Here is a 23329-nt window from a genome sequence, read left to right as displayed (position 1 = left end):
TGTCTGTCAGACCAGCTCGATCACAGCCATTTCCGCCCCATCTCCCCGCCGCCGCACGGTGCGCAGAATGCGGGTATAGCCACCGGCCCGATCCCGATAGCGTTCAGGAGCCTGCTCAAACAGGGATCCGATCAGGGCCTTATCGTAGACATAGCCCATGGCCTGCCGACGCGCAGCCAGGGAGCCGTCTTTGGCTAGGGTAATCATTTTCTCGGTGGTGGCCCGAATCGCCTTGGCGCGGGCTTTGGTGGTGATGATGCGCCCCTCCCGTAACAGAGCTGTGGTCAGCGTTCGCAACAGGGCTTTGCGCTGGTCAGCCGGTTTATTCAGGTGGGGGGTACGACAACGGTGACGCATGGTAAACCTTATCCTGACTCAATCCATCTCAATCTATAAACGGGGCGGCGGGATCTCTAAGCCTTACCCTTTTCACGCGGCAAGGTCAGACCCAAGCGCAGCTTCAGTGCTTCGACCACTTCTTCGGCAGATTTCTGGCCAAAGTTTTTGATCTCGAGCAAATCCTCTTCGGTGTACACCAACAAATCGGCGACGGTGTTGATCTGAGCCCGTTTCAAACAGTTGTAGGCACGTACCGACAGCTGTAACTCCTCGATCGGGATCTGATTTTTCTGGTTGTCTTCCGTCTGCTGGGGCGCAACGGGGGCATCGAAGCTGACCTCTTGCAGCGGCAAGAACAATTCCACCAAAATGCGCGAGGCTTGGCTAAGGGCCTCCTGGGGGGTGAGGCTGCCGTTGGTCCAGATCTCCAGGGTGAGACGATCTTTTTCCAAGGATTCCCCAACGCGGGCCGCTTCCACGGAGTAGTTCACCTTGCGCACCGGCATGAAAACAGAGTCAATCTGGAGAAAATCAATGGCCATGGCCTGACTATCGGAATAATCCACAGCGCGATAGCCATGTCCGCGGCCAATCATGAACTCCATTTCCAAAATCGCCCCTTCTGAGAGGGTGGCAATGTGGTGACGGGGGTTGATCACTTCCACGTCGTTGGGGAGTTGCAGCTTCTCGGCGGTGACTTCCCCTGGCCCCTGGGCTACCAAACGGCCCATTTGGTTTTCTGGAGCCGTAGAACGCAATACCAGATCCTTCATGTTCAGGAGAATTTCCATCACATCTTCCCGCACCCCTGGCACCGTAGAGAATTCATGGCTCACCCCAGCAATACGAACCGCCGTCACCGCTGTCCCTTCCAGGTTAGAGAGTAGAACCCGGCGCAGCGCATTGCCCACTGTGATCCCCTGGCCTCGCTCCAATGGCCCCAAGGCAAATTTGCCGTAGTGAACACCGGCAGCATCCTGATGGGATTCGACGCACTCAGTTTGGTAGGCAGCACTGCTAAATCCCCCCTTGCTACCCAAGTTGTGAAGTGTTCGACTGGTTTGCATCATAGGGCCCCGTCCGTTTGGCTCGATTCTGGAAAAATTCTGGAAAACTGGTAACTCTCTTAGGTCAGTCATCCCTTATAGGGATTAGGGATCCCAGGCAAAGTCCTGCCGGGATCATGGGATTCTTTTTTTAGACGCGCCGCCGCTTGGGGGGACGACATCCGTTGTGGGGGATGGGAGTGATGTCCCGAATCAGGGTGATTTCCAAGCCCGTTGCCTGTAGAGACCGAATCGCCGTTTCTCGACCCGAGCCAGGACCGCTCACCATCACCTCGATTTGGCGCATGCCGTTCTCCATCGCCTGACGCGCTGCGCTTTCTGCGGCGGTCTGGGCCGCGAAGGGGGTACCTTTTTTGGCACCTTTGAACCCGGTAGATCCTGCGGAGGCCCAGGACACCACATCGCCGTTGGGATCCGTAATCGTGACGATGGTGTTGTTGAAAGTGGACTGAATGTAAGCCACCCCGCTGGGGATGTTCTTTTTGACCTTACGTCCGCGCCGTTGCTGCCGAGCCATGTACCTGTGCGTCCTTATTATCAACTGTTTGGGATCCGGGATTGAGATAGGCTTGCCTTTTGCCAAAGCCCAGCTACTATTTCTTGCCAGGAGCTTTTTTCTTCCCGGCCACCGTTTTTTTCGCCCCTTTGCGGGTGCGGGCATTGGTGCGGGTGCGCTGGCCTCGGAGGGGAAGGCCCATGCGATGGCGACGGCCTCGGTAGGTGCCGATGTCGATCAACCGTTTGATGTTCATCGACTCTTGCCGACGCAGATCCCCTTCCACCTGGTAGTCGCCTTCCACGGTTGCCCGTAGAGCCGCCACCTCTGCATCCGTCAGGTCGCGGGTGCGGGTGTCTGGATTAACCCCGGTCTTTGCCAGGATGTGGCGGGCGCGACTTAAGCCGATCCCGTAAATATAGGTGAGGGCGATCTCAACTCGTTTTTCGCGTGGGATGTCAACTCCCGCAATCCGTACCATAGTTGGTGATACCTTCCAAACAAACTCGAATAAACTGAGGTGTGGTCTGCGGCGGATCCGCTATTCTCGGGCTAGATCATTCAGGTGAACCGGCTGCAGCCTAAAGAGATGCTTAAGATGTTCAGCTTCTGTGCGGCCTTAGGCTAAGCATGCCCAATCTTGGGGTGGACGACCCAACTCTGGAAAACCGAAAAGCCTTATCCCTGCCGTTGTTTGTGCTTCGGGTTAGAAGAACAAATCACCATCACCCGACCGTGGCGGCGGATGACACGACATTTTTCACAGATCCGACGGACGGAGGGCCGCACCTTCATGATTGATCCTGACAAAACCAGCGAATATCCATTCTAAGTTTGTCTGTGTAACCTGTCAAAATTTGTTTGGGTCTTCTGACACTGAGCGGATGGAGTGGGTTGGCTATGCTGGTTGAGCAAGTAGTTGCTAAGTCTGCAGCCCGCTGGGTTGTGAAACGGAGAAGGTGAATGTGGTGGCAATGGCTAGTCGTGGTGAGCGGCGTACTGGGGTTGGGATCCCCTGTGCTGGGACAAGAGATCTCCGCACCTGCAGCAGGCTCTCCATCTGCGCTTGAGCAATCCGCTACAGACGAGAACGGGTGGGCAGCAAAGACGGATGTGCTCTTGCCTTTGAGCAGCTCCGCCGACCGGATCGATCTGGTGCCGGAGCAGGGTTGGGTTGCTGTTGGCTTGCTAGAGGAGCAGGCAGTAACCCTTTTGGACTTGGCCAGCGGGGATCCCTTGTGGCAGGTGTCGGTGGGTTTTGCACCCAGTATTGTGCGGGTGGATGGGGCGCGGCAGGTGCTCTATGCCTCTGGCCCGAATGCGCCGGGGCTGGTGGCCATCGACCTGCTCACCGGGGAGCTCATTCAAGCCTATGGATTGGCGGCAGGGGTGTTGGATATTGCCCTAGATCCGGCCACAGGACGGGTTTTTGCCTCTATGCCCTCCGCCCAAAGTTTGGCCGTGATTCACCTTGATCAGCCGCAGGCCCGTCATTTGCCGATGCCGGGGCCACCCTTGGCGTTGGCTTATGACCCGGAGCGGGGATCCCTATTTGTGGGCTTAGCCGGGGAGGATCCCCTAAGTTTGGTGGTGGTCAATCCCGACAATGGCGAGCTGTTGGCCCGTTGGCGGGGTGGAGATACTCCGGAGATGTTGGCGCTTGATTCGGGACAGCAACGCTTGGTGGTGCTCAACTCCGGCAGTCAAGATCTGACGGTGCTGGACTTAAACCGAGGTGGCGAAGCCCTGCAGCGCATTGGACTGGACTGGCGACCGACTCGGCTGGTGCTATCTCCCGATGGTCGTTGGGCCTATGTCACCTCTCGGGATAGCGACCGTTTGCAGGTGGTGAATTTGGAGACGGGGCGATTGGAAGCTTCGTTACGCTTAGAAGGACAACCGACGGGACTGGCGGTGTTGGGAACGCGGGATCTGCTAGTCGTCTCGGCCGGGATCCCGGCTTTGTGCTGGCTGGAGGACATTCAAGGCCAAGCCCGGGCGGCAGTTGCCGACAATGGCGGATCCCTGGAAGTCTCAGCCACAGCCAATCGGGGTGTGGTGACGGGGCGAGTGCTAGATATTGCTGGGAAACCCATCCAGACGGGGGTTTTGAACCTAACTGCCACCGCTACCCAGCCCCAACAGCAGATTCGTATTGCCGCTGATGGCAGCTATGTACTCCCGGAATTGCCGGCGGGACTGTACCTGGTGGATGTGGAAGTGCCGGGTTTTCCGGTAACCAGTACGCAGGTGGAAGTACGTGCTGGCTTTGTAGCTACCCAAGACATTCGTCTGCCGCCGGGGGATCCCGTTCACAAGCCGGAAGGCATTGGCTTGCTGCCGGATGAACCTGTCTATTCAGACGAGCTGGCCCGTCATCTCAGTGCTGCCCTGAAGGAATTGCAACCCCAGCGGCAGGTGATGCTGCTGAATGGGCCTTTGGGGCCGGATCCCCAGTTTGAGCCGCTCTTACCCCTCACCCGTGGCCTCACCTTGTTGGATCGGGATGAACGCTATACCCCTGACTTGGCCAAGCTGAAGGTGATTGGTGATGCCTTGGGGTTGCGCTACATTCTCTTGACCCAGATGCAAATCTCACGGGATTACAGCCGCCAGGGCAGTTCTCTATTGAATACGGCTTTGCGCTTCGTCGCCCCGATGGTGCCGGTAGAGATCCCCAACTTTACCCCCAACCAGTTGCGCAGCCGGGGGCTGGTGGTGGTGGTGGACTTGCAGCAGGATCAGCCTGGGGATCAGGCTCGCTACTACGAAGCTTACGGACGGGATGATGTGGGTGGGGATCCCCTGTTTGAAGATGCGGCGGCGGGGTTGTTTCGCCTGCAGGTACGCAATATGGTGCCTGTCTTCGTCAATCAATGGCAAGCCAGCAATCCCTTTTCTGGATCATGATCCATCATGATCCCTTCAGCAAGGCTTTACGCCTGACGTTACCGATCGCCACCTTGCCCATGTCTCTCTTCTTCTCCCTCCCTTCCCCCCAGGATTCGCGCCAGCGGCGACTTGTCGCAATGATCAGCTCAGGCCTCCTCGCCCTTTGTGGCTGGTTAGTGTTGGCTTCAGGAGCGCTGGCGCAAGCCCCGGCCACCCCGATTCCGCGCCTCACACCGCTGTTTCCCTTTCAAAACCCGCCCTTCCCTCCCCCAGAGACGAACGGCAACGGTTCCCGCAACAGCCCACAGGGATCCGCTCGATTGGTAGGGCAGGTAAGCGATAGTGTCGGGCAGCCGGTTGTGGGCGCACAGGTGCAGCTGGAGGGGGGCGAGAACCCCAATCAACCGATCCAAACCGATGAGCGGGGCGCTTTTGAGCTGAACCACGCGGAGGCTGGGCGGCGCCTACTGACGGTGTGGCACCCTGACTACGAGTTGGCCGAGAAGGAGATCTTGCTGCAGGCGGGCCTGACCACCCCTGTCGATGTGGTTCTGCAGGTGCCTATTCAACCACAGCCCCGTCGTCGCCTTGGCATTTTGGGGGTGGGGGGGCTGGAGCAAACCCAACTTTTGGGGCAACGACTGACCCTGGAGGCGGTGCGGTTGGGACTGATCCCGGATGGTGAGACGGTGGTGCCCCTAGACAATCGCCGCATTCAGCCGATCCTGCGCGAGGTGGGCTGGCCCATCTACGAGCTGTTTGAGTGGGATCGCCGCAAGCCGGAAGCGGTCGCCCAATTCTTCGATTACCTGGGTTTAGAAGCGATTGTGATTGCTCGAGTCGATGTCCTGACTCGCCCTGCTTCGCCGACGGAGCTGAGCCTGCGCTCTCGCAGCCGCCTGGAACTGTGGCGATTTGATGAGCAAGGGAACCTTGTGGTGGAAGTCCTAGCCGAGGCCAGCCGTGATCAGGTGGAACGCAGCAACCTCAATGCCGCCGAATTGGCGCAGCTCTATCAAATTCAGGTGACGCAAATGGCCAGTGAGGTGGGATCCCGTTGGCAGGAAAATCACCCCCTTGCCCAATACCTAGAAGCAGCAGCAGGAGAAGCCCCGCCCCCTCCTTCTCGCCTCGATACCACGGTTGAGCTGCGCATTCCCGCCGCCACCCCCGCCCCCTAGCGCGGGATCCCTGAGGAACTACAGCCCCCACAGGCAGATGTCCTGAGACAGACGGAGACAGATATATCTCAAAAATTAACATTTCAGGTTCTAATCATTAGCTCAGCAAACCTTATAATCGAAGGCAGCCGAAGCTGGATGGCCAACCATGGTGCTAGAAACCCTCTCTGCTCCAGCCCTCTCCTGCGAAGCGTGCGCGGCCACTCTGATGGAGATGCTTCCCCAGGTGGTGCGGCAGCTGCGGGCGGAAATGCGACGACAGGCAGCCCCCTTCTTATCGCTTTCGCAACTGCGGGCCTTGATCTATTTGCAGCGCTGCCCTCAGGGATCCCTTTCCCAGGTGGCGGACTATCTGGATGTTTCCTTGCCCACGATGTCCACCATGATTCAGCGGCTGGTGGAGCGGGGCTGGGTAGAGCGCACCGAAGATCCACAGCAGCGACGGCGGCTGAAGCTAAGCCTGACAGCAGCAGGGGAGGCGCAACTGCAACAGGCCTTGGCTGCTACCCAGGCCTACCTGGCCAGCCGTTTGGCCCGCTTATTGCCCTCCCAACGGTCACAAATTCAAGCGGGGATCACGCTGTTGGCAGAAAGCTTGTCTGAAGAAGCCGAGCGCTTCCAAGGGAGGGATTCGCAGACAGCATGAACATTCTCATCACCCACCAACTCACCCGCCGCTTTGGCTCCTTCACGGCTGTGGATCAATTGGCCTTGTCCGTCGGGGCAGGGGAAATTTTTGGCTTGTTGGGGCCGAATGGCGCCGGGAAAAGCACGACCATCAAGGTACTCACCACCCTGCTCGCCCCCACCTCCGGCAGGGCCACGATTGGCGGATACGATGTGCAGCGGCAGCCGACCATGGTACAGCGACTGATCGGCTACGTGCCCCAGGCCCTTTCCGCCGATAGCACCCTCTCCGGGTTTGAGAACATGCTGCTGTTGTCCAAGTTCTACGATTTGCCCCGGGCACAGCGCCGCCCCCGTATTGAGGAGATTTTGCGCTATGTCGGGCTGGAGAGCGTAGAGGATAAGCTGGTGCGCACCTATTCCGGCGGCATGATTCGGCGGCTAGAGATCGCCCAAGCCTTGCTACATGAGCCGAAAGTGTTGTTTTTGGATGAACCCACCGTGGGGCTAGATCCCGTAGCGCGCAAAGCAATGTGGGAGCTGATTTTGCAACTGCGGCAGGAGCGGGGGGCGACCATCTTTCTCACCACCCACTTCATGGATGAGGCGGATAGTCTCTGTGACCGCATCGCCATCATGCACCAGGGGCGGGTCGTGGCCCAAGATACCCCAGAGAGACTCAAGGCAGGCATTCCCCAGGCCAATGCCACTTTAGATGACGTGTTTATCCACTACACCGGGAACGATCTTAGCGAGGCTGTGCCCGGTTCCGGGACTCCAGGAGGCAATAATTATCGTGACACCTCAGCTACGCGACACACGGCGCAACGATTGGGTTGAACAGCAGGGATCCCAACACCCCCTTCCGACCTCATCGTTTAACCCCTTGGGGTTTCTCTATAAAACCTTGGTGGCCACCGAGTTGGAGATCCGCAAACTGCGCCATGATCCCAGCCAACTGTTGACCCGTGCCGTACAACCCGCTCTGTGGCTGCTGGTGTTTGGGCAGGTGTTTGGACGGTTGCGGGCCATTCCCACCGGCGATCTCAGCTATTTGGAATTCATGACCGCCGGGATCCTGGCCCAGAGCATTTTGTTTATGTCCATCTTCACGGGTCTATCGGTGATTTGGGAGCGGGATCTGGGGATTTTGCACAAGCTCATGGTCAGCCCGACCCCCCGCTCAGCTCTGATCTTGGGCAAAGGGATTGCCGCCGGGATCCGCAGCCTGTCGCAGGCGGTGGTGGTGTATGGACTGGCGATTGCTCTGGGGGTGGGGCTGAACTGGGATCCCTTGCATCTGCTGGGGGTGATGCTGGCGGTGATGTTGGGGGCAGGGGTGTTTTCGGCGCTTTCGTTGATCGTGGCCTGCGGGGTGCGCACCCACGAGCAGTTTATGGGGGTGGGGCAATTGCTGACGATGCCCCTGTTTTTTGCCAGCAACGCCATTTACCCGATTGAGTTGATGCCAGGTTGGCTACAGGTTTTGGCCTTGCTCAACCCACTCACCTATTTGGTGGATGCGCTGCGGGGCCTGATGCTGGCGGTGGATGGCAGTGTCTATCCCTTCTGGATGAACCTGTCGATCTTGGCTGTAGCTACAGCGGTGCTTTCGGCGGTAGGGGGACGACTCTACCCACGCCTGGTGCGCTGAGGGGTTAGGGATCCCTGGTCATCCACCCACCAAAACGGCCCTGGGTAAACCCATTCCCGGTAGTGGAATCCGGTAGTACGGGACTCAGTAGGAGGGTGGGATCCCTGGGACAATTCAAACGGATCCGCCCCACTCCAATTCACCTGGTAGCCCAGATCCGCTAGGGCGGCCAAACTCAGCACACTCAGGGCTTGGCCAGGGGATCCCGTCATCAACTCTCCTCTGAGATCTACAGAACGCCAATGCACATCGCGGCTGAGGTCCCCCCCTTCGTTTTCTAGGGGGGTGAGTCCGAGACCTCCCAAACGGCTGAACTGCTCATTGGCCCGTTGCCCCAAATAGCGGGGATCCGCCGATCCCAATCCGGCCAGCAGATGCCGCTGTTGCCAAAGGGATCCAAACCCCAGCACATGGGCAATTTCGTGCAAAAGCACCGTTTCCAGGTGACCGGATGCCTCCAACTCCTCCACATCTTCTTGATCCAACTGCATAAAGCCATACACCGGCATTTGATCCGCTTGGCGCAAGACACAGGGGCTGGCTAACCCCAACACCTGGCCGGGGCCATCAATAAGCAATACCTGAACATCAATCAATAGATCATCCACCTGTTGCTGCAACGGCGGGGATCCGGGCAGGCAATGGTCGGGGGCCAAACGTAGCGCTACCGGGGTCAGTTTCATCACAATCAGTTTTTGCCAGCGTTGGGCCGCCCGTTCAAACAGCACCCGTTGGCTTGGGGTCGGAGAGGGCCCCAGAAAACGCCATTGAATAGAAAAGGATCCCGTTTGGGGAGGCGGGGGAACCAGACTGGATACCCCGCAGGAGACCAATCCCAACGACAGCACCAACAGGATTAGCGGGAAAATCTTAGCCAGCGAACGGAACAAGATCCCAGGGCGATGGCTCCCCGCATGGGGTAGAAAGCCTGGCAAAAACAGGTGATGCACAATCGGTCAATCAGGGAGCTTCCGTCAGCTATTATTCCCGCCCCCTTCTGGCTTGGCCACGGGAGCTTGTCTCCCCGTTGCTCGGTCATTTACCGGCGGCGGGAGGATCCCCCAGAAGAGCGGCGAGAGGAGCTGCCCCCGGAGGAGGGCCGGGAGGAGGAGCTAGAAGATCTCGAGGAACTGCCAGAAGATCCCATCTCTGAAGAACCCCAAGAACCACTGGAGCGAGTTTTCCCAAAGGATCCGGAGTTGACCACCACCACCGTATTGCCTCCCCGGTCGTAGCTCTGTTGCTCCGCTTGGCGCAGCGCTTGCTCTAGGCGAGCCAGGATCTCCTGAGTGCGCTGCAATGCCTGTTGAACGCGCTCTATCTCCTGCGCCGCTTGCTCAAATTGTTGCAAGGACTCCGTCCCGCTGACGGGAACAGCGAGGCTGTTCCAGCCTTGAATGGCTGGGATCCCTTCTTGTTCCACGTAAAGGAGCAGTTGCTTGGCTTGATTCAAGTCTTCGTAGGGGGGGAAGCCCATCCCTATCCGCTTGGGAGCAGTAGCCATACGCCGCTCTAGGGCCGGCAACCGCTGCTGGCTAAGGGCTTGGAACTGGCTTTGAATTCGGGTGAGATCTTTCTGGTTTTTTTGGTGCTGTTGGATGTGGCTGCGGCAATGGTTTTCCAGACTGTGGATGGCGTTTTTTAGGGTGGGGATGGCACTCGCTACTTGAGTTGGCCCCAGTTGCCTCAGGGATCCCAGGGCGGCATCCAGTTGGGCGAAATCCGCAGCTTGAGTGGGGAAGCGGTAGCCTTCTGCCTGCCAGTCTTGGATGTGGGCGAGCAGTTCGATCAGCCGGATCCCGGCTTCGGTCAATTCTAGGCCGTCCAGATCCAACCCCTGCTGATGCAGGGTTTGGGCTTGGCTGAGCAGCCCAGTCAGTCCAGGGATCCTGATTGGAGGTTGGCGCAGCAGGTTTTCTAGGGTGGCCAGTTGGGCGGGCAAGCGGGTAGGGGCAGTTTGTAGTCGGCTGAGATCCTGCTGAATTTGGTCGATCAGGCCCAAAATACCGTCGGCATCCAACTGGCTGGGATCCACCCGCAGCAGCTTCACTTTTAAGGGACGGCCTTCCAACTGTTGGCGCAGGTCTTCCAGTTGATGGCTGAGGGATCCCTGGCGCTGATCGTCTTGCGGCGCACTGACGCGAAAGGACTCCGTCCCGCTGACGCGAAAGGACTCCGTCCCGCTGACGCGATTGGACTCCGTCCCGCTGACGCGATTGGACTCCGTCCCGCTGACGCGATTGGAGGGCAGAAATTGCACCGGGTTAAGCAGGGTTTGCAGTTGCTCTTCTGTGAGGTTGAGCAGATGCTCGCGGCTACCCACCAAACTGACGTAGAGGCGCTCCCAGGCTTCTACCTGTTGCTCCAATTCGGGGATGGTAGTGGCGGGTTGGCCGGACAGTTGTCCTTGTACCCAAAAGGCTTGGGTAAGGGAGCGACGGCACTCTTGTAGGGCATTCAAAATTTGGGATCCCAGATAGGGGTAGCGATCCCCCCCCAATATCAAAAAGAGCCGGTAGAAGATCATCTCTTCCGGTTTGTCGCCGGGCAGCAGCTGTTCTAAGGCCAAGAGCAAGGTGGCAACAGGAGCCTGTAGGGCTTGGAGCTGGTTTTGCAGTTGTTGGCGGCGGCGCTGTTTGGGCAGATAGATCATGCTGCCAATCACGGCCACGGTGCCTGCCCCCACCCCCCCCAACAGCCAGGGAGAAACAGGAGGAGGATAGGCCAGGGTGTAACTCTCCGTCAGGCCGGTGATCAAGGCTTGCGAGGGATCCCCGCGGCGAAGTAGGGCGCGCACTTCACTTCTGATGCGTTCGTACTCGCGGTCGGATGTGTCGAGACGGGTGCCGTAGAGAGTTTCGCCGTAGGTGATGTTGAAGCCCCAGGGCAGGGTGGTGTCGGTGCTAGCGGCCAGGGTTAGCCCGTTGCGATCGTAAAAATCCGCTTGCGAGAGATCCCGCAGTCCGGCCGCAGCCTCTACCCGGTCAATCCGCTCAAACCAGGCATCTTCAGTGGGATCCCGTGCATCCGTCAGATAAACCAATACCCGAAAGCCTCTGGCTGCCCAGGGGGCTGCCGCTTCACAGACTCGGGTGCTATCCACCGCCAGAATGGACTCCAAGCGCAGGGTGGCATGGGGACAAGCAGCGGCTTGGGCTTGGGCCGGCAGGGATCCCAACCCAAATACCGACGACAGCAGCACCAAGAGTGCCATGAAGAGGGGCATGATGGTTGACCCAACCCGACAGTTCTACTCTATCTCCCTCACTTGGATCCCTTGGGAAAATTGAGGCTATTTAGTATTCTCAATCCTTCTCAATCGCTTCGGCCATTTTGTTCAGATGGGTTAGCCCTCAACCGCAAGGCGAGATCCAGGGAAGAGGCTAGAGTAACTCTGGGGATCCTGGGGATCCCTGCTGCAGTCTTGCCCACATGTTGCCCATGACTTCGGAGCCCATCCCTCCCTCTCAGGATCCCGAAAAGGATGATCTTCCCCTAGAGGATGTTCCTTCCACAACATCCTCCCGGACAGAGGTTCCCCCCCGCTTTACGGCCCTCACCTCCTCCACAGAAGGGCTCCAGGGATCCGGATCCCGGGCGGTCTTACTGTGGGGGGCTTTGGCGATCTTTGTGGTGGGGTTGGGGCTGCGCCTGTGGCGGCTGGATGAGTTTCCTGCCCCTGTCTTCGACGAGGTGTATTTCCCGGAGTTTGCCCAAAATTACTTGGATGGCAAGCCTTCCTTCGATGTACACCCACCCCTGGGCAAATACTTCATCGCCCTCAGCATTCAGGTGTTTGGCCGCAATGAATGGGGGTTTCGCTTCGCTACCGCCTTCTGTGGATCCTTGATCCCGCTGTTGCTGACGGGGCTGACCTATCGCCTCACCTACCATGTCGGGCTGGCGCTGCTGAGTGGGGCGCTGTTGTTGACGGATGGCATCTTTTTGGTGGAATCCCGCTTCGGGCTAATCAACGTTTACCTCGTCGCCTTTGGCCTAGCAGCAACCATTCTCTTGCTAGGGGGGCTGGAGCGCCGCGGCTGGCAACGGGCGATTCACTTTACCGGCTCTGGGGTGATGTTGGGGGCGGCGGCTTCCGTGAAGTGGAATGGCCTCTGGTTTGCCTTTATGTTTGCACTGCTGGGGATCCTCGTTTGGGGGGTGATCTGGCTGCGCCCCCGGTGGATCCCGCGCCTGGGCATTTTGCTCCAGATCCGCCATCTGCATTGGTGGCACTATGCCTTCTGCTTCATCCTCACCCCACTGGTGTTCTATGCCCTGCAATGGATCCCGCATTTGCAGTTAAACCCGCAGCTGGGCCTAACCCTTGACTGGAGCCCCACTGGCATCCAAAACTATGTTCGATCCTTAGTGGCCATTAACCAATCGCTCTACAGCGGGCAGACAATAGGCAGTTTGGTAGTGAATGAAGAAACCCCTGTGCATCCCTATTGCTCCACCAGTTTGCGATCCCTACTAGCTTGGTTCCCAGCGTTGCGCCCTTGGTTGGCGACTCGGTTGGCTTCGGCGGGGGCTTGGTCGTGGCCGATCATGGGCCGTTCCGTAGGCTACTACTTCAGCAGCGAAGACAACCTCTGGCGGGCGGTGCAGGGCTTGGGCAATCCCTGGCTGTGGTGGCTGGGCACGGGATCCATTTTGGTTTTGGTTGGGCGCGGGATCCGCCGCTTTCATGGCATTGAAGCCTTCATTTTGATCGGCTATGCCGCCAACTACCTACCCTGGTTCATCGTCAGCCGCTGCGTGTTCATCTACCACTACATGAGTGCCCTGGCCTTTAGCACGCTGGCCTTGGCCTGGTTGGTGCTACTGGGCTGGCGAAGTTACCGACGCTTCTGGCGGGGAGCAAGCCTTACGGCGGTGGCGCTGGTTTTGGCAACGTTTGTTTTCTTTTTCCCGATTTGGTTGGGTTTGCCCCTCAGCCCCAGTGGCTTCTATGCCCGCATGTGGTTTCGCTCTACACCGCTCCCCTTGTTTTGTTTCAGCCCCGAATCCTGTGAGCGAACGCCGCTGCGTTTGCCGCCGATCCCAGGCTTGAACTGGATTTAAGAAATAAGCATGGTAAGCTTTGTGAAGTTTGTTTCGTGAAAACGCTACGCTCCGTTACTCAAAAACGTCGGTGGAGCCTCACGAAACCTTTTTGGTGGAGGTAGTGGAAACGTCATGGCCCGATCCTGCCCGAGTCCTGCCAACTCCCCTCGAAGCCCGCTGGCTTATACCGGGCAAGCTGTTCCTGTCGGCGTAATCGGGGTAGGCAACATGGGCCAGCATCACACCCGCGTTTTTAGCCGTATGAAGGATGTGCAGGTGGTGGGGGTGGCGGATGTGAATGTGGAACGGGGCCTGGATGTGGCCAGTCGCCATCGCATTCATTTCTACGAAGATTACCGAGAACTGCTCCCCCACGTGGCCGCTGTCGCCATTGCCGTACCGACAGTACTGCACCATGAGGTGGGTCTGGCCTGCCTGGAGGCAGGGGTGCATGTTCTGATTGAAAAACCCATTGCCGCCAACATCAGCGAAGCGGAATCTTTGGTCAACCGCGCTGCCGATTGCAACTGCATCTTGCAGGTGGGCCATATTGAGCGCTTTAGCCCCGCCTTTCAGAAATTGGGCCAGGTGCTGCAAACCGAGGAGCCTTTGGCGTTTGAGGCCCATCGACTCAGCCCCTATTCCGACCGGGCCAGTGATGTGTCGGTGGTGTTCGATCTGATGATCCACGACATCGATCTGTTGCTAGAGTTAATCGCTTCCCCCGTGATTCAGGTCACCGCCAGTGGCAACCGCGCCTCGAAGCTGGGCTACCTGGACTACGTCACCGCCACCCTCACTTTTGCCAACGGAGCCATCGCCACCCTCACCGCCAGCAAAGTTACCCATCGCAAGGTGCGCAAAATAGCCGTCCACTGCAAAAATGCGCTCGTGGAAGCCGACTTTTTAGACAATGAGATCTCGGTGTATCGTCAGGGATCCGCTAGCTCCACTAGCGACTATGGCCAAATGCCCTACCAGCGGGATTGTTTGATCGAGAAGGTTCATACAGACAACATCGATAAGCTGCACGCCGAGCTAGAGCACTTCATCAACTGTGTGCGCGGCGGCAATCAACCCTCGGTCGGGGGCGAGCAGGCCCTCAAGGCTCTCAAACTGGCCTCGGAAGTGGAGCGCATTGCCCTGGATGGATGCGCCTGGAGTGAGGCCAAACCCAGCCGCAGCTTTCATCCCTAATTTCAGGTCTTAACTGATGGTAGGGGCGTGGGAGAGGCTCTAAGTCCCGCGCTCTAATTTTTGGCAGATGACGGGAAAGATACTCCCAGTCAGTCTAGCGAAGGAAAAGCTATCGGTATTGACCTAGGACTGCCCCACTTTGCTATGACTAGTGATGGCTCAAAGTTTGATAATCCCCGCTGGCTAGAGAAGCACGAGCGTAATCTCAAGCAAAAACAGAAGCGTTTATCCCGTCGCCAGAAAGGATCTAACAACCGGAATAAGACGAGACGACAACTCGCTACTGTGCATCACAAAATAGCCTGTGTCCGGGAAGATGTTCACTATAAGCTATCACGCAGGATAGTGAACGAAAACCAAGTCATCGTGGTGGAAAACTTATCCGTACGGAACCTGATGCAGAATCACTATCTTGCCAAGGGGATAGCCCAAGTAGGATGGGGGCAATTTTGCACCATGCTCGAGTACACAGCTGAAGGGGAAGGAAAGGTTAAAGGACTGCGTATATTGACCTCAGGGACTGGGGATTCCGCCCATTGTCTAGCTGTAAGATGTGGTAGAAAAGGACGCCAGTCTTCTACTGTTGCGCTAGCTACTAGATAGGCAACCTACGCCATAATCTTTGATTCGGCGCTAGGCGGTTCACGGATTTCCTTGCCATGCTTCGTCCCCCTCTCAGTTGGACAGAACTAGAAGCCCTAAGTACCTTTCAGCTAGATCGGGTGAATGGGCCGACCAATGCGCAAGCGCGCCTGAGGCTGTTTGGTCACTCGGAGGCAGAGGTACAGGTGACCCTCTACCGAGATAACCACGCCTGGTGCCCCTACTGCCAGAAGGTTTGGCTGTGGCTGGAAGAAAAGCGGATCCCTTATCGTGTCGACAAAGTCACGATGTTTTGTTATGGGCAAAAGGAGAGTTGGTACAAGCGCAAAGTGCCTTCTGGAATGTTGCCTGCTCTGGAACTCAAGGGGCAGTTGCTCACCGAAAGCGATGATATTTTGCTGGCTTTGGAACGGGTTTATGGCCCTCTAGGGCAGGGGATGCGGGATCCGCGGGTGTTGCCGTTGCGGCAGTTGGAACGGCTGTTGTTTCGGGCTTGGTGCCAGTGGCTGTGCTCACCGGTTCGCAGCACTTCTCAAGAAGAACAGCATCGAGTCCAATTTACCCAGGTGGTGCAACAGGTGGAGATAGCCCTCAGCCAAACCCCTGGCCCCTATTTTCTAGAGGAATTCGGGGTTGCGGATGTGATTTTTACCCCCTTTCTGGAGCGGATGAACGCCAGCCTGTATTACTACAAAGGCTATGCGCTACGGGAAGAGAACCCCCATTTGCAAGCCTGGTTTGCAGGCCTGGAGAGCCGCCCCACCTACCGGGGTACCCAGAGCGACTTTCACACCCATGTGCATGATCTGCCACCCCAGATGGGAGGCTGTTGGGAAAATGGGGAGCCGCAAATGTTGCTCAACAAGCAGCGGGTGGATCATGGCCCCTGGATGGGGTTGCCGGATGTGGCGTATCCAGAGCCAGAGAGTGCTCGAGCGGAGGCTCTACATCGGGTGCTCAAGCATCGGGCCAACTTGATTCGTATCAATCCAGCGGAAGATGGGTTGGTGGATGAAGCCCTACGGGCAGCTCTGACCCATCTGATGACGGAGCAAGTGTGCCTGCCGCCACCAGGATCCGACTCGGCTCTGCGCTACCTGCGGGATCGGATTAGTGTGCCTCGGGATATGTCGATTTATGCGGCCAAGCGCTTGCGAGAGGCTTTGGAGGCGACGGCAGCCTTGGTAGGAGATGGGCAAGGGATCCCCATTCCCACTCAGCACCGACGGGATCAAGATCCGGCCAACTTCCTCAGATCCGGGCAGTGATCCGCTTAGCTCCCGGAACCCAAAGCCGGATTGGAGGGATCCCGACCTAGCAACTGGGCCTCCATCCGGCCGTCCACCACCCGCCGCAGCACCCCGTTGATAAAAGTAGCTGCTTCGGGATCCCCGTATTTCTTGGCCAATTCCACCGCTTCGTTGATGGCGACCTTAACGGGGCTACTGGCTAAAATTTCCATTTCCACCACCGCTAGGCGCAGGATATCTCGTTCGATCCGACCCAGGCGCTGCAGTTGCCAACCCACCAAAGCCGCCTGCAAGCGAGCATCAATGGATTCTTTATGCGTTTGGAGAGTCGTTAACAATTGCAAAGCATAGGCACGTACCTCTGGGGATTGGGTGATGTACAACAGTTCGGGCATAGACAAGGCTGTCCCCACCCGGTTGATCGCCCCTTGCGCCAGTTGAATGACATCATCCAAAATTTGCCGAACACTGTTCAATCGGTGTTCCAGGTGTTCTAAGGATTGGCTGGCGTTGCTGAGGGCGACTTGCGCTTGATGGGTTAACCCCACCAGTTCGCTGTGTAGAGTCTGGGCCGGTTGAGCATTGGCTCCACTGAGGGCGGTTTGCAGGTGTTTGAGCTGCCGTTGAACCTGTTGGATGCGGCGACTGGAGGAACGGGATCCCCCGACTTCGTTGGGATCTTCCGTATCGACCAAGAGCAGCGGATCGCTCTCGTGTAGCAGCCGGTCACTGCGTTGAATTTCTGCCGCCGCTGTGGAGAGCGTTTCGTGGGTTTCTTCGCTCAAGGCTCGTACCGCTGCTAGCAATAAATCCTCCAATTGTTTTTCGTTCAGTTTGGCCGCCGTGGCCGGCAGTTGGTTGACCCCTAGCAGGGCCAGTTCGCGGGCGATACGCCGAGGTTGCATGGCAGAGTACCCATGGCTGTAAAAACTGCCCTGTCGCCACAAAGCGTATCGGGCTTAGCCATGCTAGCAGGCTGTTGATGCACAAGCGATTGGGTGGCTGGTCTCAAGGTGTTGTTTACCCAGCCGTCGGCTTAGGATTCAGCACTCGAAACAGCAGAGAAGAACTTTGCTCACTGCCGAAGCGCGACTGACTGGAAACCGAGAGAGTAAGCCGCCGCTTGCTGCGGGTGATGCCCACATACAACAGCCGCAACCGCTCTGCCGCCAAATCCAGAAAGGCTTGTTCGGTGGCGGAGTCCGCCTGCAGCTCCCAACTGCCTTTGGGGTTGAGCTGTCGCAACTGTGCCAGCGCCTCGGCCTGCATATCTACATCCTCCAAAAAGGCCAACCCGAAGCGGCGATCCCTGTAATGGGTCGGGAACTCGTAAGCCGACAGTTGCGGGATGAAGACCTGATCCCATTCCAACCCTTTGGAGCGGTGCAGGGTGGTGACGGTAATGCTGCCCGGTTCTGGGTTGAAGGCGAGGATTTCAGAAGGCAGGTTGTTGAGGCGGTGATCCAGAATCACCTGGAACTCCTGGGCGATCTCCTGCCAATCGGTTTCCGGCAGGGATCCCAGCACCTGCTCCAACTGATCGATGACGTAGCGCCCGACAAACAATTCTTCTGGCTTGCGATAGAGGCTTTGGATGACCAGATTTAGAACCTCCGTCCAAGGGGAACGGCCCGCCCGCAGCCAACCGGCAAGGGTCCGCAGCAGGGTCGCGAGTTTTGGCCCATAAGGGAGGGAGGGATCCTCGCCAAAATAGGGAAACAACAAGCGCTCCGGTAGTGAAGCGCGGATCCAGTTCAACATCGGCTCCAGATCAGCCCGCGGGATCCCGGCCCAATCCGCCAGATACTCCACCGCCGCCGCCAAGCGCATGGGAGCCGTGGGCACCGCGAACAAATCGATCACCCCCTTCAACTGCAGCAGCACCCGTCGCTGGCTGGGATTATTGCGCAACAGATCCACCACCCGCTCGGCCCCCATCTCCTGCAGGTAGCTGAGGGCTTTGCCCCCCATCTCGTTGGTGGTCACCAGAATGACAACGGTATGCTCGGGGAAGGCTTGCGTAGCTTGAATGGCTTGCAGCACTACCTGTTGCAATTCCTCATCCGGGGATCCCCGTATCGATTGGAACTCCACCTGACCCTCACTCGCCGGAGGGTTTTGACCACCGGAGGAGGCCAGTTGAATGTGCTGGGGGGCAAGGGCGGTGCGCAGAGGGGTGAGGGGGTGCTCCCGATTCACCCAATCCACAAGACGGTTGGCCAAAGCAAGGATCTGGGGGGCACTGCGGCTGGACTCTTGCAAAATCACCTGTGGACTAGCCCGACAAAAGGCGCGAAACAGGCGGGGCTCAGCGGTGGTGAAGGTGCCCATAATGCTCTGGTTGGGATCCCCAACCCGGATCAAATTGCCAGTGCGCTGGCTGAGCAACCGCAGCAGATCTTCCTGGAGCGGAGAGCTATCCTGGGCTTCGTCTTCAAACAGATAGTCGTACCAGTCCTGTACCTGTGCCCGCACCTCCGGGCTACGATCGATCAGCTCCACCGCCTGCCAGCCCAGATCGTCGTAGTCCAGTTTGCCCAGCCGCTGCAACTCTGCCTGATAGCTGGCATAGATGGGAGCGGCCCAAGCCAGGTACCCTTGGGTGTCGGATGGGATCCCTCCTGGGGCGAGACGCAGATTTTTGGCCGTGCTGATCACCGCCTGCACCATCTGCTGAAAACTCTGCCGGAAACGGGCCCGGTTTTGGGCCACCTTTTGCGGGTTATCGTCGGTGGGGATGAGGGGATCCCAAAACTGGGTATGGTGGGTGAGCCAAGCGCGACATAAGCGGCTGAGGAGGCGATCCCGCTCGTACTGCTCCAAAATGGACAGTTCCTCCCCCGGGGCCTCTCGCAACACCCGCAACGACAGAGAATGCAACGTGAAGGCTTGGGTAAAGCGGTTCAGGTAGCCCGCCTGCTGCAAACGCTGGTTGATGCGGCTGATCAAATTGCCCCGGGCTGAGCGCATGTAGGTGAACACCCCGATCCGCTCCGGTGGGATGCCACGATTGAGGATCAAATCTGAGATCAGCAGCTCCAGGATGAAGGTTTTGCCGCTGCCAGGCACGGCGGCAATCCCCAGCGCGCCAGATTGGTAGGCCAACGCCTGCTGCTGGGCTGGGCGTAGGATCGGCTGTGGAAAGGGGGGAGAAGCCAAACCAACCATTGATGGATCCCAGTAGAACTCGCAACTTAAGTTAAGGGCTGAGGATAAATGCCTCAATCGCCGCCGCCACCCCATCTTGATCCACCAGAGGGGCGACCCAATCGGCATGGGGCAACAGGGCGGCAGAGGCATTCCCCATCGCCACCCCGATCCCCGCGTACTGAATCATCTCAATATCGTTATCGCTATCCCCAATTGCCATCACCTGATCCGCCGATAACCCCAGCATCTCCTCCGCTAGAAAGCGAACGGCATTGCCCTTGTTCACCGCCGGGTGGGTGGCTTCCAGAAAAAAAGGCTCCGAACGGGTGAGATAGAGCTGCTCACGGGAATACTGTTGCCGCAGGGATCCCAGCAATTGGTCGATCAAATCGACATCTTCCGACATGGCCAGCACCTTGGTGGGCCGTTGTCCCCATTGTTCGCAGGAGAGCAGCTGAAAGGGCACCTGGGAGCGCTGGGCATAGGCTTGGCTGAGGGGGCTAAGCTCCCGTAGGTAGAGCTGATCCTCAATGTAGAGGTGTACCACCAGCGGGTGATCCTGCAATCTTTGCAACAAATCTTCCGCCAGTTCCCAGTCCAGGGCCCAGTGCTTCAAGGTTTCTTGGCTGGCGGGATCCCGAATCAATGCCCCCTGATAGCTACACAAAGGCATATCCGCCTGAATGGCATGGTGAAACCGTTCTGCTGAGCGATACATACGCCCAGTGGCAATAGCAACTCGTACCCCGGCTGCCTTGGCCTTTTGGATCGCCTCCCGCACTGGCCCAGAAACCTGGTTGGAACGCCCCGCAATCGTGCCGTCAATATCCAGCACCAGCAGCCGAATCTGCCGCTGGGTCGGTGGGTGAATGGATTCTTGTCGCTGTTCCTTGAACTGAGCCTCGGGTTGAACTGCTACCTGGGTTTGCATTGCCCCTCCTGTTGGCAACCTCCCAGACGGTAACACGGCTCTGGCGGGATTCATCGGTTGGGTTTGTTGGGTTGGTCGAGCAAACCGGATCCCTAAAAACCCAGGATCGGTTCTCTCCCCTGCTCCTGACGGGGAGAGGTCGTACAATTAGAGAAGATTGGTGGGATGAAAATACCGTGAACATGTTGAAACGACTGGGACGCTTTTGCCGACCGATGCTGGCTGTGGCTTTGGCGTTGATCCTAGCTTTGGCCCCAATGAGCACCGTCTGGGCGCGCAGTGGAGGTCGGATAGGGGGTGGCTCTTTCCGGGCTCCGACTTTCTCTGCTCCTCGCTCCATTGGCCCGCGCTCGGCCCCTGTGTATCCCAGCGGTGGCTATGGGGGTGGCTTTGGGTTTCCACTGCTGTTGCCCTTTTTCTGGGGTGGGGGTGGGGGCGGCCTGTTTACCCTGCTGCTGTTGATCGGGGCAGGTAGCTTCTTGGTTCGCACCCTGCACTCTGCTGCTGACATGGAAGGGGGAGAAGACAGCACCGGCATCCGCGATCCGCAAGTGACTGTTGCCCAGGTGAAAGTGGGCCTGCTGGCCAGTGCCCGGCAACTGCAGAAAGACATCGACATGCTGGCTTTGGAATCGGATACCCAATCCCCAGAGGGGCTAAGCCAGCTGTTGCAGAATGTCAGCCTCAGCCTGATGCGCTACAGCGACTACTGGGCCTATGGCCACGCCGAAGCCGGCCAGTTCCCTCTGTCTCGTGCCGAATCCCTCTTTTACCAAGCCTCTTTACAAGAGCGCAGCAAGTTCAGCATCGAGAGCCTCAGCAACCGCAACAACCAACTGCAGCGCGCTGCACAACCGGTGCTAGAAGGAGATGCCAATCGGATCCCGGAAGTGGGGGAATATCTGGTTGTTACGCTTCTAGTGGCGTATCGAGCTGGTTCGAGTACACTACCTGTAGTTAATTCCGTGGCGGAGCTGCGGCAGTGCCTCATGCAGTTGGCATCCCTCTCGGCAGAGCGGGTTGTGGCCGTTGAAGTGCTGTGGACGCCGCAGTTGGAGGGAGACACCCTGTCGGCAGATGCGCTTTTGACTGAGTACCCTGAAATGCGACTCCTCTGAGCGCCTTTGGGTGAATAGGGCAGCTGCGGCTGAGTGCCTCAACTCTTCAGGATCCCCGCCGTTTCGGTTTGGGAGGTTCTATGTCTGGGTATGATGCTTCAGCCGGGGGTCGTCGTTCCCCCTGGAGGTCTGGCCAAGCTAGGCAAGCGGATTCTTTGCTGGATGATTTATTCGACGATCTAGAACGCAGCCTCGACGAAGGGGGGTCAGACGTTGAGGAGTATCCCTACTTCGGCACGCGGCCCCCGTTGCGTTCCCGGCGGTCTCATGCTGCTGGAGGAATGTTGCTGGGGATGGCTTTGGCTGCTACTTGTGTGGCAGGGCTGGCTTTTTGGGTGACCTTACGCCCACAGCCATGGGTTTTCTCCAAGGGGGAATTGCCCTTTTTGGCGGAGGATACCAACGATTTGCAGGACGATTTAGAGAGGGATCCCTTGCTGGCAGCACCAGCCTCTCTGTTGGGGCAAGAATCCGAAACCCCGTTCACGCCGGAAGATTTACCCAAGGTCACTGAGGAAAATCCATCAGCAACTACAATAACGGCCACTGCTACCGCCACAGAATCTGCCCCAGCCCGGGCTGTCTCTCCCGTTGCTTCTGCACCCTCTGCACCCCCAGCTCCTCCTCCGGTGCCAGTACGGATCATCCCGCCCCAACCGGTGCCGCAGATGAAACTGGTGGGGTTGATCCACGATCCGGGCGCTCCTAAGGCTCTGATTTTGATCGACAATGTGGTGCGGCAGGTGCCGGTGGGTCAGGCGGTCAAGGCAGAGTGGCGGGTCACCTCCATTAGTCCCTACGGTGTGGGGGTGAGCAATGGTGCCCAAAGTGTCACCTTGCAATTGGGGTTAACGCAGCGGATTTGAGAGCTGGGATCCGCCCCCAATCGGGGTTTCTCGATGATAGGGGCGGCTGAATCAGCCGGACATTGGGGAGGGAGATCGCACATATGAACGGGAACAGAGCGGGATTGGGCTTGGCTCTGGGGCATCTCTGTCTCGGCATGCTTGGTTGTCGGAGCATTACCCCACCGCTGGGATCCCCCGCTGAACAAGGGATCCCGGTTGCCTATGCCGATCGCCCGCAACTGCGGGGCACAGCCGTGGTGGAATTGGAGCTGCAAACCGCTCAGGCGGGGTTGGGCAAGGTGACCCTCGAGATCCACGGAGAGGCTGCCCCTCTCACCGGCGGCCAGTTTGTGGATTTGGTGCAGCGCGGCTTTTACAACGGTCTCACCTTCCACCGGGTGGAGAAAGATCCGCAACCCTTTGTGGTGCAGGGTGGGGATCCCCGTGGGGATGGCACAGGAGGGGCAATGGAGCCAGGGGGCAACCATGTGCGTACCCTTCCTCTGGAAATTCAAGTGCAGGGGGAACCGCAGCCTCGCTACAACACCTTGATTGAGGATCCCGCCGCTTTGCGCCAGTTGGTGTTGCCCCATCGTTCGGGGGCGGTGGCTATGGCCCGTTCTAGCCCGCTGGATTCGGCCTCTTCTCAGTTTTATATCAGCCTGTCCTCCCTGCCGATTTTGGATGGGCGTTACGCCGTGTTTGGCTACGTCGTTGAAGGGATGGAATGGGTGGATAAGGTGCAGGTGGGAGATGTAATTCGCTCTGCACGGGTGATTGAGGGGGAAGAATGGCTCACGGTTCCAGCAGTAGTCTCCCCTCAACAGGCGCAAGAACAACAAACTGGGGATCCCAGCAGTTTATGATGGGCGGCAGCAAGGGTTGGCCGCTCCGGTGTTCCTAGTTAGGGAACAGCGTTTCTTAGTG

General features: G+C 58.1%; 22 protein-coding genes. 12 read left to right on the top strand and 10 right to left on the bottom strand.

Annotation, left to right across the window (positions count from 1 at the left end; all coding sequences use genetic code 11):
• Nucleotides 1–6 precede the first annotated feature (6 nt).
• From rplQ to rpmJ, 5 genes are all read right to left on the bottom strand, one after another.
• Nucleotides 7–357, bottom strand: coding sequence for a 50S ribosomal protein L17 (gene rplQ / locus L1047_RS13940; protein ID WP_235279560.1), 351 nt, complete (start codon nucleotides 355–357; stop codon nucleotides 7–9).
• A 56-nt stretch (nucleotides 358–413) separates the two neighbouring features.
• Nucleotides 414–1406, bottom strand: a complete 993-nt coding sequence (locus L1047_RS13935) for a DNA-directed RNA polymerase subunit alpha (protein ID WP_235279698.1) — start codon at nucleotides 1404–1406, stop codon at nucleotides 414–416.
• Nucleotides 1407–1536: 130 nt separating this feature from the next.
• Nucleotides 1537–1923, bottom strand: coding sequence for a 30S ribosomal protein S11 (gene rpsK, locus L1047_RS13930; protein WP_235279559.1), 387 nt, complete (start codon nucleotides 1921–1923; stop codon nucleotides 1537–1539).
• 76 nt (nucleotides 1924–1999) lie between these two features.
• The gene (rpsM, locus tag L1047_RS13925; RefSeq protein ID WP_235279558.1) at nucleotides 2000–2383 is read right to left on the bottom strand and encodes a 30S ribosomal protein S13; all 384 of its coding nucleotides are present in this window, start codon (nucleotides 2381–2383) and stop codon (nucleotides 2000–2002) included.
• Between the two features lie 197 nt (nucleotides 2384–2580).
• Complete coding sequence (rpmJ, locus tag L1047_RS13920; RefSeq protein WP_011433187.1) at nucleotides 2581–2697, bottom strand: 50S ribosomal protein L36; 117 nt, start codon at nucleotides 2695–2697, stop codon at nucleotides 2581–2583.
• 168 nt (nucleotides 2698–2865) lie between these two features.
• Between rpmJ and L1047_RS13915 the strand changes: the two genes are divergently transcribed.
• From L1047_RS13915 to L1047_RS13895, 5 genes are all read left to right on the top strand, one after another.
• Entirely contained in the window at nucleotides 2866–4812 is a 1947-nt protein-coding gene (locus L1047_RS13915; RefSeq protein ID WP_235279557.1) for a carboxypeptidase regulatory-like domain-containing protein, read from the top strand.
• On the top strand, nucleotides 4809–5975 hold the full coding sequence (locus tag L1047_RS13910; protein ID WP_235279556.1) for a carboxypeptidase-like regulatory domain-containing protein: 1167 nt from the start codon (nucleotides 4809–4811) through the stop codon (nucleotides 5973–5975). The genes L1047_RS13915 and L1047_RS13910 overlap by 4 nt, the downstream gene beginning before the upstream one ends.
• 148 nt (nucleotides 5976–6123) lie before the next feature.
• Nucleotides 6124–6621: a MarR family winged helix-turn-helix transcriptional regulator gene (locus L1047_RS13905; RefSeq protein WP_235279555.1), complete on the top strand. Its 498-nt coding sequence runs from the start codon at nucleotides 6124–6126 to the stop codon at nucleotides 6619–6621.
• On the top strand, nucleotides 6618–7442 hold the full coding sequence (locus L1047_RS13900; RefSeq protein ID WP_235279554.1) for an ABC transporter ATP-binding protein: 825 nt from the start codon (nucleotides 6618–6620) through the stop codon (nucleotides 7440–7442). The genes L1047_RS13905 and L1047_RS13900 overlap by 4 nt, the downstream gene beginning before the upstream one ends.
• Entirely contained in the window at nucleotides 7399–8256 is an 858-nt protein-coding gene (locus tag L1047_RS13895) for an ABC transporter permease (RefSeq protein WP_235279553.1), read from the top strand. Before L1047_RS13900 ends, L1047_RS13895 begins: the two co-directional genes overlap by 44 nt.
• Here the strand turns inward: L1047_RS13895 and L1047_RS13890 are convergent.
• Together L1047_RS13890 and L1047_RS13885 are read right to left on the bottom strand one after the other, a co-directional pair.
• Nucleotides 8235–9206: a leishmanolysin-related zinc metalloendopeptidase gene (locus L1047_RS13890; RefSeq protein ID WP_235279552.1), complete on the bottom strand. Its 972-nt coding sequence runs from the start codon at nucleotides 9204–9206 to the stop codon at nucleotides 8235–8237. The two genes, L1047_RS13895 and L1047_RS13890, sit on opposite strands and share 22 nt — an antisense overlap.
• 89 nt (nucleotides 9207–9295) lie before the next feature.
• Nucleotides 9296–11482, bottom strand: coding sequence for a hypothetical protein (locus tag L1047_RS13885; protein ID WP_235279551.1), 2187 nt, complete (start codon nucleotides 11480–11482; stop codon nucleotides 9296–9298).
• A 215-nt stretch (nucleotides 11483–11697) separates the two neighbouring features.
• On the opposite strand from L1047_RS13885, the gene L1047_RS13880 reads away from it, so the two are divergent.
• The 4 genes from L1047_RS13880 (at nucleotide 11698) to L1047_RS13865 (ending at nucleotide 16373) form a co-directional block, all read left to right on the top strand.
• Nucleotides 11698–13323, top strand: a complete 1626-nt coding sequence (locus tag L1047_RS13880; RefSeq protein ID WP_235279550.1) for a phospholipid carrier-dependent glycosyltransferase — start codon at nucleotides 11698–11700, stop codon at nucleotides 13321–13323.
• Between the two features lie 114 nt (nucleotides 13324–13437).
• Complete coding sequence (locus L1047_RS13875) at nucleotides 13438–14502, top strand: Gfo/Idh/MocA family protein (protein WP_235279549.1); 1065 nt, start codon at nucleotides 13438–13440, stop codon at nucleotides 14500–14502.
• 60 nt (nucleotides 14503–14562) lie between these two features.
• The gene (locus tag L1047_RS13870; RefSeq protein ID WP_235279548.1) at nucleotides 14563–15105 is read left to right on the top strand and encodes an RNA-guided endonuclease InsQ/TnpB family protein; all 543 of its coding nucleotides are present in this window, start codon (nucleotides 14563–14565) and stop codon (nucleotides 15103–15105) included.
• Nucleotides 15106–15161: 56 nt separating this feature from the next.
• Complete coding sequence (locus tag L1047_RS13865) at nucleotides 15162–16373, top strand: glutathione S-transferase family protein (protein ID WP_235279547.1); 1212 nt, start codon at nucleotides 15162–15164, stop codon at nucleotides 16371–16373.
• 5 nt (nucleotides 16374–16378) lie between these two features.
• Here L1047_RS13865 and nusB read toward each other — a convergent pair whose 3' ends face one another.
• The 3 genes from nusB to L1047_RS13850 form a co-directional block, all read right to left on the bottom strand.
• Complete coding sequence (nusB, locus tag L1047_RS13860) at nucleotides 16379–17260, bottom strand: transcription antitermination factor NusB (RefSeq protein WP_235279546.1); 882 nt, start codon at nucleotides 17258–17260, stop codon at nucleotides 16379–16381.
• 115 nt (nucleotides 17261–17375) lie between these two features.
• Nucleotides 17376–19523 (bottom strand): ATP-dependent helicase, encoded by a 2148-nt coding sequence (locus L1047_RS13855; protein WP_235279545.1) that lies wholly within the window; start codon nucleotides 19521–19523, stop codon nucleotides 17376–17378.
• A gap of 31 nt (nucleotides 19524–19554) precedes the next feature.
• The gene (locus L1047_RS13850; protein WP_235279544.1) at nucleotides 19555–20436 is read right to left on the bottom strand and encodes a Cof-type HAD-IIB family hydrolase; all 882 of its coding nucleotides are present in this window, start codon (nucleotides 20434–20436) and stop codon (nucleotides 19555–19557) included.
• Here L1047_RS13850 and L1047_RS13845 point away from each other — a divergent pair.
• The 3 genes from L1047_RS13845 to L1047_RS13835 all read left to right on the top strand — a co-directional run bounded on the left by L1047_RS13845 (nucleotide 20436) and on the right by L1047_RS13835 (nucleotide 23268).
• Complete coding sequence (locus L1047_RS13845) at nucleotides 20436–21554, top strand: DUF1517 domain-containing protein (protein ID WP_235279543.1); 1119 nt, start codon at nucleotides 20436–20438, stop codon at nucleotides 21552–21554. The two genes, L1047_RS13850 and L1047_RS13845, sit on opposite strands and share 1 nt — an antisense overlap.
• A gap of 80 nt (nucleotides 21555–21634) precedes the next feature.
• The gene (locus tag L1047_RS13840; RefSeq protein ID WP_235279542.1) at nucleotides 21635–22420 is read left to right on the top strand and encodes a hypothetical protein; all 786 of its coding nucleotides are present in this window, start codon (nucleotides 21635–21637) and stop codon (nucleotides 22418–22420) included.
• An 83-nt stretch (nucleotides 22421–22503) separates the two neighbouring features.
• Nucleotides 22504–23268, top strand: a complete 765-nt coding sequence (locus L1047_RS13835) for a peptidylprolyl isomerase (protein ID WP_235279541.1) — start codon at nucleotides 22504–22506, stop codon at nucleotides 23266–23268.
• Nucleotides 23269–23329: the final 61 nt, after the last annotated feature.

Source organism: Synechococcus sp. Nb3U1 (assembly GCF_021533835.1).
Taxonomy (GTDB): Bacteria; Cyanobacteriota; Cyanobacteriia; order Thermostichales; family Thermostichaceae; genus Thermostichus.
Note: the sequence above shows the minus strand (reverse complement) of the source record. Positions and strands in the feature narration are given on the sequence as shown.

Bases quoted from the DNA above. Each gene is read 5' to 3' on its own strand.
- L1047_RS13935 (WP_235279698.1), bottom strand. From the start codon at position 1,406: ATGCAAACCAGTCGAACACTTCACAACTTGGGTAGCAAGGGGGGATTT.
- nusB (WP_235279546.1), bottom strand. From the start codon at position 17,260: ATGCAACCTCGGCGTATCGCCCGCGAACTGGCCCTGCTAGGGGTCAAC.
- L1047_RS13855 (WP_235279545.1), bottom strand. From the start codon at position 19,523: ATGGTTGGTTTGGCTTCTCCCCCCTTTCCACAGCCGATCCTACGCCCA.
- L1047_RS13840 (WP_235279542.1), top strand. From the start codon at position 21,635: ATGTCTGGGTATGATGCTTCAGCCGGGGGTCGTCGTTCCCCCTGGAGG.
- L1047_RS13850 (WP_235279544.1), bottom strand. From the start codon at position 20,436: ATGCAAACCCAGGTAGCAGTTCAACCCGAGGCTCAGTTCAAGGAACAG.
- L1047_RS13875 (WP_235279549.1), top strand. From the start codon at position 13,438: ATGGCCCGATCCTGCCCGAGTCCTGCCAACTCCCCTCGAAGCCCGCTG.
- rpmJ (WP_011433187.1), bottom strand. From the start codon at position 2,697: ATGAAGGTGCGGCCCTCCGTCCGTCGGATCTGTGAAAAATGTCGTGTC.
- L1047_RS13905 (WP_235279555.1), top strand. From the start codon at position 6,124: ATGGTGCTAGAAACCCTCTCTGCTCCAGCCCTCTCCTGCGAAGCGTGC.
- L1047_RS13915 (WP_235279557.1), top strand. From the start codon at position 2,866: ATGTGGTGGCAATGGCTAGTCGTGGTGAGCGGCGTACTGGGGTTGGGA.
- L1047_RS13865 (WP_235279547.1), top strand. From the start codon at position 15,162: ATGCTTCGTCCCCCTCTCAGTTGGACAGAACTAGAAGCCCTAAGTACC.
- L1047_RS13900 (WP_235279554.1), top strand. From the start codon at position 6,618: ATGAACATTCTCATCACCCACCAACTCACCCGCCGCTTTGGCTCCTTC.
- rpsK (WP_235279559.1), bottom strand. From the start codon at position 1,923: ATGGCTCGGCAGCAACGGCGCGGACGTAAGGTCAAAAAGAACATCCCC.
- L1047_RS13880 (WP_235279550.1), top strand. From the start codon at position 11,698: ATGACTTCGGAGCCCATCCCTCCCTCTCAGGATCCCGAAAAGGATGAT.
- rplQ (WP_235279560.1), bottom strand. From the start codon at position 357: ATGCGTCACCGTTGTCGTACCCCCCACCTGAATAAACCGGCTGACCAG.
- L1047_RS13835 (WP_235279541.1), top strand. From the start codon at position 22,504: ATGAACGGGAACAGAGCGGGATTGGGCTTGGCTCTGGGGCATCTCTGT.
- rpsM (WP_235279558.1), bottom strand. From the start codon at position 2,383: ATGGTACGGATTGCGGGAGTTGACATCCCACGCGAAAAACGAGTTGAG.
- L1047_RS13885 (WP_235279551.1), bottom strand. From the start codon at position 11,482: ATGCCCCTCTTCATGGCACTCTTGGTGCTGCTGTCGTCGGTATTTGGG.
- L1047_RS13910 (WP_235279556.1), top strand. From the start codon at position 4,809: ATGATCCATCATGATCCCTTCAGCAAGGCTTTACGCCTGACGTTACCG.